General features: G+C 32.9%; 9 protein-coding genes. 1 reads left to right on the top strand and 8 read right to left on the bottom strand.

The features are described from left to right. Nucleotides 1-258 precede the first annotated feature (258 nt). The 7 genes from IEV10_RS08860 to aroC are packed head-to-tail and all read right to left on the bottom strand — an operon-like array spanning nt 259 to nt 10,163. Nucleotides 259-1,416, bottom strand: a complete 1,158-nt coding sequence (locus tag IEV10_RS08860) for a peptidase MATCAP family protein (RefSeq protein WP_188374357.1) — start codon at nt 1,414-1,416, stop codon at nt 259-261. Further along, nucleotides 1,416-2,246, bottom strand: a complete 831-nt coding sequence (locus tag IEV10_RS08855; protein WP_188374356.1) for an N-formylglutamate amidohydrolase — start codon at nt 2,244-2,246, stop codon at nt 1,416-1,418. The genes IEV10_RS08860 and IEV10_RS08855 overlap by 1 nt, the downstream gene beginning before the upstream one ends. Before the next feature lie 6 nt (nt 2,247-2,252). Beyond that, complete coding sequence (locus IEV10_RS08850) at nt 2,253-3,407, bottom strand: sulfurtransferase (protein WP_229719669.1); 1,155 nt, start codon at nt 3,405-3,407, stop codon at nt 2,253-2,255. Between the two features lie 11 nt (nt 3,408-3,418). Beyond that, the gene (gene gshB / locus IEV10_RS08845) at nt 3,419-4,456 is read right to left on the bottom strand and encodes a glutathione synthase (RefSeq protein WP_188374355.1); all 1,038 of its coding nucleotides are present in this window, start codon (nt 4,454-4,456) and stop codon (nt 3,419-3,421) included. A gap of 59 nt (nt 4,457-4,515) precedes the next feature. Further along, on the bottom strand, nt 4,516-5,823 hold the full coding sequence (locus IEV10_RS08840; RefSeq protein ID WP_188374354.1) for a dicarboxylate/amino acid:cation symporter: 1,308 nt from the start codon (nt 5,821-5,823) through the stop codon (nt 4,516-4,518). A 21-nt stretch (nt 5,824-5,844) separates the two neighbouring features. Then, on the bottom strand, nt 5,845-9,045 hold the full coding sequence (locus tag IEV10_RS08835) for an AsmA family protein (protein WP_188374353.1): 3,201 nt from the start codon (nt 9,043-9,045) through the stop codon (nt 5,845-5,847). A gap of 53 nt (nt 9,046-9,098) precedes the next feature. After that, nucleotides 9,099-10,163 carry a chorismate synthase gene (gene aroC, locus IEV10_RS08830; RefSeq protein WP_188374352.1) on the bottom strand — a complete coding sequence of 355 codons (1,065 nt, stop codon included), beginning with the start codon at nt 10,161-10,163 and terminating at the stop codon, nt 9,099-9,101. Nucleotides 10,164-10,348: 185 nt separating this feature from the next. On the opposite strand from aroC, the gene IEV10_RS08825 reads away from it, so the two are divergent. Next, on the top strand, nt 10,349-11,182 hold the full coding sequence (locus IEV10_RS08825; RefSeq protein ID WP_188374351.1) for a UDP-2,3-diacylglucosamine diphosphatase: 834 nt from the start codon (nt 10,349-10,351) through the stop codon (nt 11,180-11,182). A 9-nt stretch (nt 11,183-11,191) separates the two neighbouring features. Here the strand turns inward: IEV10_RS08825 and IEV10_RS08820 are convergent, their stop codons facing one another. Then, nucleotides 11,192-14,116: an FAD-binding and (Fe-S)-binding domain-containing protein gene (locus tag IEV10_RS08820; protein WP_188374350.1), complete on the bottom strand. Its 2,925-nt coding sequence runs from the start codon at nt 14,114-14,116 to the stop codon at nt 11,192-11,194. Nucleotides 14,117-14,135 lie beyond the last annotated feature (19 nt).

Here is a 14,135-nt window from a genome sequence, read left to right as displayed (position 1 = left end):
TCCAAAATACTATTTCACTTTAAAAAAAGGCCTGTTTACTCATAGTCGTTTTTAGATATGTAGTATAATAGCTACTTTTAATAATGAGTTTAAAGTTGATGGTTGGTTAATTTACTCTAAACCTCAAGGCAAGATTATGTTAGCTTGAGCCTAGCTTCTGTTAGTTAGGAACGAATCAAGTTCTTAAAATATGGCAAGTCTACCCTATTTAAGTTTCATTATGAAGATGATAGACCGAAAAATCTAGCTTTGAGGTTTTTACTTCAAACCATCTAAAATAAAATCCAATTTAGAATTGGTATTACTATTAGTCTCATAGGCATCTGTGTAATACTTAGGAGGTATTGCTAATCCTAAATCGATAAGTTTATCAATAGTTGGCAAATATGACATACAGACTTTACCCATTATAAGCTTCCCTAAATCCTTATTCTGTTTCGCATACTGGTAGACATTTCTTAAACCAGTTAAATACAAAAAATCTTTTGTAAATCCTCCTCCTCGATGCACACGCTGTGTGATACTAAAAGCCTTATGGCGCTCAAGTTTATATTGCCCATTTAATAAATTAAAAGTATCTGAAAAACCATAACCTTTGCTCAAACTATCAACAGCTATAACTCTAAATGCTAATTCTCGCAATCGATACATGGTTAAAGAACCACTCATATATTCTGAATAAACAGCCAAACCTTCTTGCGTCTCTACATTGTTAGGAAAACCGTTAGAAAACACTTTAAGTGGTTGCGACAAGCCATTAAAAGTTGTTACCAAGTGCACACCTATTTCATGATTTGCAAGCACTTTTAATTGATTATTGCTGTATTTATGATTTTTTCGCAATACTAAGGTCTGCGTATTATTAAGTACCATAGCAGCTGCAGAAATATTATTACTAATCTTTAGATTATACCTAAAATCATAGCGTTTGGAATAGTTTTCAAAATAATCCCTAGCATATAACACATCATGTATTGGCTCTAAATCTGCTTCATCAACATCATCAAAACGTAAAATAAATTTTGCGTTTTCAATATCACGTTCTGTAGGAGTTCCAAAGCTTTTTAAGCTATTATAGTAGAATTTTTTACCTTTTCCTATTGTCTCTATGCACTCTATAAGTCCTGAATATTCATAAATAATGTCTTCATACAATTGGCGAATATCTTCATCTTCGATGCGCTCTAAGCGTTGTGAGAAAAATAGACGATGGAGTTTATAACCATTAAATTTAATCTTTGGATATTTAAACTCTGGTTCGTAATTATACTTAGCAGAGAAGAATTTCTTTTTTTCTGCAGAGATGTTTAATGGATTTATATAATTAAGAAGTTCAATGTTTTTTACTAATCTATTAAGATTAGAATCGATGTCAAAAACTTCATGAAACTCTTGTGTCGTCTTTATACTTGGCATTAATTAGAAAATGTTTTGTAAAAATCTGCTGCGTGTTTTGGTAATAAATCTCTAAGTTGATTTTCTACCGCTGCAACTACTTCAGGGTAAATAACCTGATTGTACTCATCGCAATACACTTTGGCAATTTCCGTAGCCAAAACTAATGTATTTTTAAAGTTATTGGTAATAAATTTTAAGAAATACCCATTGCCCTGAAACGTATCATTAATCTTTGCAGTTTGTATAATACCGTTTGGCAAATCAATAGATTCTAAAATAGTGCGCCATGATTCAATAGAATCTCCAAATCGTTCATTATCAACATTCGAAGTTCCTAAATTCCAAGTTGGCACTTCTCGGTCCCAACGTTGCCAATTATAGCTATGCATATCATAAACAACACATACACCAAATTTGTCTTCTAATTTAGATATTAGAGCTTCTACTACTTTATAAAAGCTCGCATGTTTTTCTTGACTCTTCTCTTTTTGCGCTTTTGGCAATGGCGTTTTCCATAGTTGTTTTCCCCAAGCAGTCTCAAAAACTGCTTCGTTTGGCGCTCTATTTAAATCGTATTCAAAACGTGAATCACAGCCCGCAATAACAATTGGATGAGATACAATCATATTCTTAGTTTCTGGATCTTCTTCATACCAGCGATCGTATTCTGTATGTAAACAATTATCCCAAAGTTCTTTTCTGAATTGATGCCCATCATGTACTGCACCACAAGCATATGGGACATATTCATCAATTTTTATGGTAAACGAGTAATCATTTGATACAGCATGAAAACAGGTTTCTGAATTAATATTTTCTATAATTTTTGAAACAGGAAGTCTAAGCATGTAATTCTATTTTAAAATACGCTTTAAAAATAAAAGCATGGAATGTTCTTTAATATCATAGTCGCCATCTGCGAAAAATAATCCTTTAATATCGGCTAATATTTGGTCTATATTTTCTGAGGAATACTTGTGTTTTTCGACAGAGGCCAATATTTTCTGAATGCTTTGATAATCGTTATCGCTTGAGAATTCATAATGGATTTTCTGAAAAGTTTGCATGTCTACTTTTGAGATGATAATATTACGTTCATGATTATCTTCTTTAAAATCTGAATGCGCAGCATATAATAATACATATGCCATAAACTCATTTCTTGTCCAATTTGGCGCTTCCATAGTATTATGTGTTAATGTTCCGTATTCTGTCCATGAGCCATCATAAACCACTAAGTCTTCATATCCTGCTATTGTTGCGCCGAGTGCTAAATTACACGCTGTAATTCCTGTACCGCAACTAAAAATAAGGTTTTTTTGTGTGTCAATCAAATCCTCAAAAAGCTGTTTTAATTGCTCTTGAGATTTTAATTTGCCCATATAAAGTAACTCTGTATATGGCAAATTTACTGAATTTGGAATAGTTCCACTGTGCAATCCTTTTCTTGGTTCTGGTATTTCTCCAGAAAATCGTTTTTGTGAACGTGCATCAAAAATTAATGCTTCTCCAGAGTTTGAAAATGACTTTGCACCTTTAAAGTTTGTAATTAATGATTCGTTAGGTATTGCTATAAAATTTCCTTGTGAATTTGGAACCTCATAAGCACTAACTGTTTTATAATTGGTTTTCTTCCACTCTGGTAAACCACCATCTAAAACTGCTATATTATCATGACCAAAGTATTTGAATAGCCACCAAGCCCTTGAGCTCGAATAGATACCATGTAAATCATAAACTACTATAGCACTGCTCCTATTAATACCAAGTTTTTGAGCTTCAATTTGAAACTGTTCAGCACTTGGTAAAGTATTTGGGAATCGACCAGAAACATCGCTAAATTTCTTTTTGATATCAAAAAACTGTGATCTTGGAATGTAACCAGAACCGTATTCAAATTCATTACCAGCTACTTTAGGTATAGTAGCGTCTAAGAGAACTAAGTTTTCAGCCTCAATATGTTTATGAAGCCAATTTACAGAAACTAATGGCGATTCAATTTGAAGCATTAAGCCAATATTTATGCGTCTTCAACTGTCTTTCGAAGACGTGTTCTTCTATTAAATGCTTCGAGATTATCAAGCACTTTACTCTCTAAAAAGTCAATAACTTTTTCTTCAACCTTACGCTTATTTTTATATACTTTGTTGATATAAGTTATTCCTCCAGGCGACATCACATTTACTTCAACAAGTTTTCCGCCTATAACATCTATACCTACAAAATACAAGCCGTCTTTTACAAGCTTTGGCCCAATTTGTTTGCATAATGCCTTTTCTTCTTTGGTTAAGGTATGTTTTTGCACAGAACCTCCGGCAGAAACGTTAGAGCGATGATCATCATCACCTGGAACACGTTTCATAGCCCCAACTGCTTCGCCATTGAGCATCAAAATCCTAACATCGCCTTTATCTGCACCTTCTATATAATCTTGAAGAATAACATAATTAGATTCGCCATCACCCGCGCTGATATAAAAATCGAGTAATGAGTTAATATTGCTCATGGCTGATTTCTCGATAAGAATAACACCAGAACCACCAAAACCATTTAAAGGCTTGAGTATCATCTTATCGGACTTAGACTCTTTAATTTGCTGAATCAAATAATTCTTGTTTTTAGAAACATGAGTGTTTGGAATAATATTGCTATGCGCATCACCGAATGCCGCAGTGTAAAGTTTATTGTTAGCCTCTCGCATACCTTGGAGCGAATTCACAATAAAAACATCATCTTTTACAGAATCCAAAAAGTTTAGCATTAATGGATCTAATGGTGGGTTTGCTCTAAAGAAAATAGCATCAAAACCAGCTAATGGTAACATTTCTTCTCGTAATGTCGTCTTTTTATAAAACGCTTTAAGGGTAGATGGCACTTTGTCCATACGGCTAATCACATTACAAAAGGCATTAGTAACACTATCCCGTATTGTTAAATTTGCAGGCGTACACATGGCCACACCATGCCCTCGTTTAACACATTCTTTTATTAAAGCTAAACTTGTATCATTCTCTGGGTCAATATTTTCCCATGGATACATAATAAAACAAACATTCATAATTCTATAAGTTGGTTTTTATGAAAAGTTAAGATAGCAACTTTAAGTGTTTTCTCAAATTATTTTACAGCTTCATAATGGTCATCCCATTCTTTAGGTTTTGGATCATGAAGTTTATCTTGAGAATTAGCCACAAGCATAGATACTGTTGCATCTCCTGTTACATTGATAACTGTTCTACACATATCTAACGGCCTATCAACAGCAAATATCAATGCTAGTCCTGCTTCTGGTATTCCTGCATAACCCAACACACCTACCAACATAACCATCCCTGCTCCTGGTACTGCTGCCGAACCAATAGACGCTAAAGTCGCAGTAGCAATGATTCCTAATTGGGTTCCAAAAGAAAGATCCATTCCAAATGCTTGCGCAATAAAGACTGCAGCTACGGCTTGATACAAACTCGTACCATCCATGTTAATTGTTGCTCCGATTGGTAGTACAAAACTAGATACTTCTTCCTCTACTCCAAGATGCTCGGTAACTCGTTCCATGGTTACAGGTAATGTAGCAGCACTGCTACTCGTAGAAAAAGCTAATAATTGAGCTGGTGCTATACCATTTAAAAAGAAACTTGGAGATTTTTTTGTAAATAGTTTAACCATTGTGATATAGAAAACAACCATTAATGCTAATCCAATTACTACGGATAATGCATACATCCCCAAAGCCGCAAATAAGTCTGTACTTGGTGCCTCAACTACCAATGCTGCCATTAATGCAAAAACACCATAAGGTGCTGCTAGCATTATTAAGTCCACCATCTTTAATATAACTTCATTAAGTCCATCAAAAAACTTCTTTACTGTTTTTGATTTTTCTTCAGGAATTAGAATCAATGCAATACCAAAGAATACAGCGAAGAAAATAACTTGTAGCATATTTCTATTACTTGAAGCCGCGTTGACGATATTACTTGGTACCAAGTCAATTAAAGCTTGTAATGGGCCTGCTTCTTTTTGATTTTGTGCAGCTACACGTTTTGCCTCTGCATCACCTCCATAAGCTTCAATAAGCTCATTTCTAGTATCTTCTTCTATAGAATTACCTGGTTGAATAGTACTCACCACTAACAATCCAATTGAAACTGCAATTATTGTAGTTATTACATAGGTAACAATTGTCCTTAAACCCATTTTAGATAAGCTAGATATATCTCTTAAATCAGAAATGCCTTTTATCAATGCCGCAAGAATTAATGGGATAGCAATTAATTTTAATGAATTAATAAAAATTGTTCCAAACGGTTTAATCCAATCTGCAATAATTCCTGGACCTGATTCAAAAGTCGTGAAAGCAAGTCCGAAGGCTATTCCTAGAGCCATTCCAATAATAATCTTCCAGTGTAGTGCAAGTTTTTTCATATGCTAATTTATAGTAAATCTTTATTTTTTATTCTTTTTCTTTCCCAAAGATATATTATAGTCATCCATTGTGCCTATAATTTTTAAGTTTAAATAACGTGTTCTTTTGGTTTTATCTACTTTTACGATATCCTCTTCGCCATAAATAGAATCTGCTTTTTTCTTGTTTCCGAAGATTTTGTACAGAGACGCTTTTTTTACTGTCTTCCAAGGTATTCTTAAATAGTATTCAATATTATGATTACTATCGTGAGTACCAGAAAACTCTATATGTCCTATGGTAGATTCAATAGTCATACTCGGAATAACAACCTTACCATTATCGATGTCAATTTTATTTTGAAGTGTATCAAATCTTATCTTTTTAAGGTTTTTATCTCCTATATAATCAGAAAGCATGGACATTGGTTCATAATTCTCGAGTCTTCCCTCTAGGACCTTAACATTCATATGTATTTCAGATTGATCAAGATCCGGCACCATATCCGGATATAATCTTACATTACCTGTAATTTTTGATGTTAATTTGCCGTGTAGATTCTCAGATAATACATGGTCTTGCCCAAAGTTTTCAAACTTATAAGCAAGCCTATCAATATCCACATTTTGCATACTTAGGTTAGGTTTAAAATAAATATGCTTTGGGTCACTACCATTGAAATAACCAGAAAGCTTAAAATTACCACCTGCAGAATCAACATTTAATGTATCTATATAGATAAAATGATTTTGGGTCATACGTAATTTACCATCAATATTTTTTAAATCAATTCTATGATACTTCAAACGTTTAATATCGACGTCTAATACTATATCCGTAAATGGCAACTCATATATATTGAATGCTTCAGCATGAGATTTTACATCTTCAAATTCATTTTCTAATGCTACTTTGTTTGGTGGCTCAGGGTTAAATTTAAAAAGCGCATCAAAATCAATATAGTTAGATTTTAGCTTAAGTGAATTGCTTTTATTTTTTTCAGCATCTTTTCCTAGATGAAAGTCTAAATCCATGTCAAAATTGGTACTACCAATTTTACCATTAAAATCATTAACAACAAGTTGGTCGTTCTCATAATGAAAATGACCACTAAAATCTTCAAATGTATTAGGATGTAACAGCATTTTGGTGTTAATCTTGTCGATATCTAAATCTATGGATTGTAAACGAGATGCTTTATAATGCATAGAAGAATTGAGATGCAAATCAAGATTTTTAAACATTTCATGTCGATACTCTTCAGGCACATAATTCTCACCTTTATACGTGAATATATCTTCAAGTCTTAAGACGTCTGAAGTCAATGATAAGTCTAGATTGACATCGCCATCTAAAGTCTCCTTAAACCAAAACCCATAATTATGTACCAGACCATTAAGATGAAAATCTGAGTCATCAATATATCCTGTAAAATCTACAATTTTCATGTCATTTTCATCAATTAGGACATCGGCATGAAAATCATGAAAGTTATGTGGATAATGCTCTAATTCTGCATAAAGGCTATCAATAAAGAATTCACCTTTTGGCAAATAGTTAAATTCTGTAAAGTCTTTTGCTAAAGCTTTAAAGGACAATCCTGCTTTGAGATTTTTTAGTTGCTCATTCATGCCTGTAGTATCAGCTTTAGAATATTTGGTCAACTCTGCTATATCAATCAAATTCGAGGTAATATCTAAATGCGCATTAATAGAATCAGAGGTATGATGAATAACTGAGGGGAAATTAGAAAGAGACCCTTTAATCGACACATCTGATTTACCTAGAAGCATATCAAAGTTTTCTATTAGAGCATCTTTGCCATTTATAATTACATGGGTGTTTAATTGCTCAAGTGGTACAGGAAAATCATCTGACACTATGCTTAAGTCTTTAATTTTTAATTCACTAAAATAGGCTTGATTTAAGTTGTTTAGTGCGAGCTCTGGTTGATTAAAGTCTATAATATCGTGGAAATTCATCTTTAACGATATATTACCAGAAGTGTTTTTAATACTTTGAATGTTAAAAAACTCAGCAACAAAGTTTATATTAAAATCAACATCGAGTTGCGCATCAATGTCCGGATGTTCAAAATTCTTTACTATTAAATTCCCTGTGAAGTTTCCTCTTTCAAGCTTGGCATTCATATTAGTTAATGAAAACTCCATGCTTTTTAAGTCACGACCTTTCCCATTGGTAAAATGTCCTTTAAATCCTAAATCACTAATTCGCCGCTTTTTCTGAGTATTCTCTAAATACGCTTTGTCTGTTCCGAAATTTGCATCTATAAAAGGCATTTGATTATTAGATAAAGGACCTTTTACAACACTATTAAAGTAAATATTGCCTGCGTTATTATAAGTTTCTAGTACTGGAATAAGTTCATGAGGTGCAAACGCTATTAACATATCAAAATTTGACTTCTTTCCTTTAATAGAAAGGTCTAAATCCATATCATTTTTAGTATCTAATGTGCCTTCTAACTCAAAATCCGCATGCTCCATAACTACTGTGGTAGGTTGTAAACTTAGCATCCCTGAGGTTTGATTAAAACTTAAATCTGTATCAAACTCGAAATGCTTATGCTTTATGTAAGTCGTGTCAGAATCCTTTATTATATTAAGTTCAAACTCTGAATCTACGTGAGCTTCTATTTTATCATTCTTTGTTTTAAATCCACCATTTCCCCAATAAATAAGAGTTTCAATATCTAGATTATTAGACTCATCCAATTTATGTACATCTAAATTTCGAATTTTAATTTTTTCGAGATGGATATCAGCAGTAGACTCACTTTTTGAAATTTCTGAACCTGTTCTTAAAGCATTTTCTATGTTATTTGAGCCGTCTTTATGTAGAACAAAATTGAAAAAACCGTCTTCCAACAAAATCGATTTTACATCATATTTTTTGTTTAGTATATCCCATAGATTAAAACCAATATAGATATTGTCTAAACGTGTAATAACTGGTGCATCAATTGCCTTTGTTTCATAAATCTCTAAATCATTAACTTTAATAGAAACATAAGGGAAATTCTTAAATAGCGATATACGGCTTTCCCCAACCTTTATAAGCGCCGCATGTTCAGTATTTAATTTAGATATTTGATTTTGAAGGATAACATCTTGTCTTGCGTAGATGTACACAAACACTACACTTAAAACCAACAGGGGTATAATGCCTACATATAGCAATAGTTTCCATAGCTTTTTTCTCTTAAGAACTAAATGTTTCATATTAAGCTAAATAGCGCTTCAAGACATGAATGTCAGATTTTATTGTAGAATACTTATACCCTACTAATTCTGTCTAACAATATATAATCAGCCAAAACTAATGCAGCCATAGCTTCAACAATAGGTACAGCTCTAGGAACTACACATGGGTCATGACGGCCTTTACCTTGCATTTCGACTGTTTCGCCTTTGCTATTTATAGTTTCTTGTTTTTGTAATGTTGTTGCAACAGGTTTGAATGCAACTCGAAAATAAACATCCATTCCGTTACTAATACCACCTTGTACGCCACCAGATAAGTTGGTTTGAGTACTTCCGTCTTCATTAAACTTATCGTTATGCTCACTACCTTGCATTTTAGCCCCGCAAAAACCACTACCGTATTCAAAACCTTTAACCGCATTTATAGATAACATAGCCTTACCTAGCTCTGCATGCAACTTATCAAAAACTGGTTCTCCCAAACCAGCTGGTACATTCTGAATCACACAGGTAATTGTACCTCCAATGGTATCACCTTGCTTCTTTATTTCCTGAACTTTAGCTATCATCTTTTCTGCTGAAGTTTCATCAGGGCAACGAATAATATTAGATTCAATCTTGTTAAAGTCTAAATCTTGATAAGGCTTATCGATAAATATATCCCCAACCGATGATGTAAATGCATTAATAGTTATTTGAGATAAAAACTGCTTTGCAATAGCACCAGCTACCACTCTACATGCCGTTTCGCGAGCTGAGCTGCGTCCACCACCACGATAATCGCGTACACCATATTTTTTATCATAGGTGTAATCTGCATGGCTAGGGCGATACACATCTTTTATATGCGAATAGTCTTTTGATTTTTGATTAGTGTTCTTAATTACAAAGCCAATTGGAGTTCCTGTCGTTTGTCCTTCAAAAATACCTGAATAAAATTCTACAGTATCTGGTTCTTTGCGTTGTGTAACGATTTTTGATTGCCCAGGTTTACGACGATCCATTTCATTTTGAATAGCTTCAAAATCTAATTTTATTCCTGCAGGACAACCATCAATGATGCCGCCAATTGCTAGGCCATGAGACTCACCAAAAGTGGTAAGTTTAAATAACTTTCCAAAGGAATTTCCTGCCATCAATATTTATTTTATGCTAATGTAATTGTAATCTCACAGAAACAAAAGCACATTTTATATTTTATAGAAGCTTTAGCGTTTGATTTACATAACACTTTAATAACAATTCCCTTAATAACAGTTAATTGTCTATTAACTATTAAGTCATATAAGTACAAGTTATTTGCACTGTTAAATGTAGTGGTTTGAACTTGAAACGAAAGCTAGATATTGTTGTTATCTCTGATGTGCATCTTGGCACTTATGGCTGCAATGCTAAAAAATTATTAAACTATTTAAATAGCATTGAACCGAAACACCTTGTTCTTAATGGCGATATTATTGATATATGGCAGTTTAAAAAAAGGTACTTTCCAAAGGCGCATTTAAAAGTGATAAAGAAAATTATGAACTTTTCAGCTAATGGTACAAAAGTCAGTTATGTAACAGGCAATCATGACGAAATGCTTCGTAAGTTTACGGATACAGAAATTGGAAACATCACTATTGTTAACAAATTGTTACTTGAACTAGATGGAAAAAAAGCATGGATTTTTCATGGTGATGTTTTTGATGTTTCAATCCAAAAAGCAAAATGGATTGCCAAACTTGGCGGTTGGGGCTATGATATGCTCATTGTTTTAAACCGTTGGATTAATTGGTATTTACAAAAACGCGGTAAAGAACGCTATTCATTTTCACAGAAAATAAAAAATAATGTAAAAAGTGCAGTAAAATATATTGGTGATTTTGAAAAAACTGCGTCTGATTTGGCAATAGAGAATGGCTATGATTATGTTATATGTGGTCATATTCACCAACCAACAATTAAAGTAAAGTCTAATTCAAAAGGTTCAACTACTTATTTAAATTCTGGTGATTGGGTTGAAAATTTCACGGCATTAGAATACCGGTTAAAACGCTGGAAATTATATAATTACACAAATAACAAGTTGATTCCTTTTATTCCTGATGAAGAATTAAAGGATATGAACACAAAAGATTTAATTGCTGCAATTACTATTGTTGAGCAGCCATAATTTATAGAATTAGTAAACTAAAGCTTCTTTAAGTATTGTTATTGGATGCTTTGAAACTACTCCTGTACCATCTTTTATTTGATGACGACAACTTGTTCCATTTGCAGAAATAATAGTTTCTGTCGATGCTTTACGGACAGCTGGAAAAAGTGTTTGTTCACCTATTTGCATGCTAACTTCATATTTGTCTTTTTCGTAACCAAAACTACCAGCCATACCACAGCATCCACTCGGAATTATGGTTACCTTATAATTTTCAGGTAAATTCAGAATATCAAAACTAGACTTCTGATTAGTCAAAGCCTTTTGATGGCAATGCCCATGAAACTTAATGGTTTTCGATTCTTTAGTGAATTGTTCAGAAGTAATATTCCCCAACTCAATTTCTTGTTGAATAAATTCTTCAATCAAAAATGTATTTTTTGCTATTAATTTTGCTGATGCTTTATCATCAGCAAGTTTAATATATTCATCTCTAAAGGTTAATATTGCTGAAGGCTCAATGCCAATTAAAGGAGTGTCTTTTGTTATCAAATCTCTAAAAATTGATACATTTTTATTCGCTAAATCTTTGGCTTCTTTTAAAAAACCTTTTGACAAAAATGAGCGGCCGCTTTCGAACTTAGAATAGGCAATGACATTATAGCCTAAACACTCTAGAAGTAATTTTGCGTCTTCAGCAATGTTCGATTCTAAATAATTAGTAAACTCATCTACAAATAGATAAATTATCTTTTCTTGGTTTTTAAATGGTAATGAACTATCAATCCAAAGATTCACTGCATGAATTGAACTAAAAGCTTCTGTTATTTTAGGAAGACTTCTTCTAGTATGTATGCCTATAACCTTTTTTATTAATTGTGAAGTAAATTTATTTTGGAATAAAAAATTATAAAATCTTGGGACTCTTGAAGCTATCTTATTATATCGCGTAGATTTCGCAAAAAACTTATCCTTGAATTTATAGCCATTTGCACTTTGATACTGATATTGAAATTCCGCTTTAAGATTGGCAACATCAACACTACTTGGACATTCACTAGAACACGCTTTACAACTTAAGCATAAATCAAAAACTTCTTTTAATTCTTTATGGTTAAATTTATTTGCTTTATCTGAAGTTGTTAAAAAATCGCGTAGAGCATTTGCTCTTGCTCTAGTAGTGTCTTTTTCATTTCGAGTGGCTCTGTAACTTGGGCACATAGTTCCGCCAAACTCAGGAAGTTTACGACAATCACCGGACCCATTACATTTTTCAGCTTCACGAAGAATGCCTTGAGATGCTGAAAAATCTAAAACTGTTGTTACTTCTGGCTCTATTCTGTCAACTTCATACCTAAGGTTTTTATCCATTGGCAGTGCATCAACAATCTTTCCTGGATTGAAGATGTTATTTGGGTCAAAAGCAGATTTAATTTGTTTTAAAATTTGAAAATTCTCATAGCCAATCATCAACGGAATAAATTCTGCTCTGACAATACCATCGCCATGTTCGCCAGACATTGAACCATTATATGCCTTAACCAAATGTGCAACATCTGTAGTTATTTTTCGAAATAATTGTACATCTTCTTTTTTCTTTAAATTCAATATTGGTCGTAAATGAATTTCACCAGCACCGGCATGAGCATAATAGACAGCATCTTGGTCATAAGACTTCATTAAACTTGTAAATTCGGAAATAAAATTATCTAAATCTTCTAAAGCTACTGCGGTATCTTCTATACATGCAACGGCTTTTTTATCACCTATCATGTTGCCCAAAAGACCTAAGCCTGCTTTGCGAAGTTCCATTGCTTTTTCTATGTCTTTTCCTCTTAAAATAGGTGAAGCATAACTTAAATTAAGTCTCTCGGTAGTTTCAATAAGAGACATTATTTTGGTATTGAGATCTTCCTCCGTATTTGACTTAAGCTCACACATTAAAATTGCAACTGGATCACCTTCAATAAATCGTCTATTGCTTTGCTGAGTCTTGTTATGTTTTGTAAGATTTAAAATGGTATCATCCATCATTTCACATGTATGCAGGTTATGCTTCATTACATGTTCTACAGATTTCATACAATTTTCTATACTTATATAATGGAATGCAACAATTGCATTTTTATTTGGTGGTAAATTATCTAATTGTAATGTAACCTCTGTAGTAAAAGCCAATGTTCCTTCACTCCCTGATAGTAATTTACACATATTGAAGGTTTCATTGCTATCATTAAAAACTTCATTTTTAATTAACTCGTCAATAGCATAACCTGTATTGCGGCGATGAATTTGAGGTTTGGGGTAGTTTTCACCGATTTGTCGCTGAATATCCTTGTTTTTTAATTGAGTGTAAATTGCATTATATATCTTCCCTTCAAGGTTATCAAGATTCAATTTACCATGAAATTCTTCTTTTGAAATAGGTTTAAATTCGACTTCACTTCCATCGCTTAAGATAGTTTTTAGACTTAAAACTTTATCTCTAGTTACACCATATTGAATTGAAGTTGTACCAGAAGAATTATTACCAACCATACCACCAATCATGCAACGATTAGATGTAGATGTGTTTGGTCCAAAAAACAATCCGAAAGGCTTTAAATAATTATTTAACTCATCTCTTACAACACCTGGTTGAACAGTGATTGTTTTGTCTTCAGAATTTAGATTAACTATTCCATTAAAATGTTTTGAAACATCAACGACGATACCATTTCCAACACATTGACCAGCCAATGATGTACCTGCTGTTCTGGGTATTAAAGATGTATTATAGTTATTCGCGAAAATTATTAATTTCTTTATATCTGCTATAGTTTTTGGAACTGCAACAGCAATTGGAAGGATTTTATATACTGAAGCATCAGTAGCATAAATTTTCCGCATCAAATCGTCATAATAGATATCTCCCTGAAAATTAGATTTTAAGAAGCTTAAAGCTTGAGTCATTAACTTAATTATACTTAAT

The sequence above is a fragment of the Winogradskyella haliclonae genome (assembly GCF_014635865.1).
GTDB lineage: Bacteria > Bacteroidota > Bacteroidia > Flavobacteriales > Flavobacteriaceae > Winogradskyella > Winogradskyella haliclonae.
This window is presented reverse-complemented; position numbering and strand designations above follow the sequence as displayed.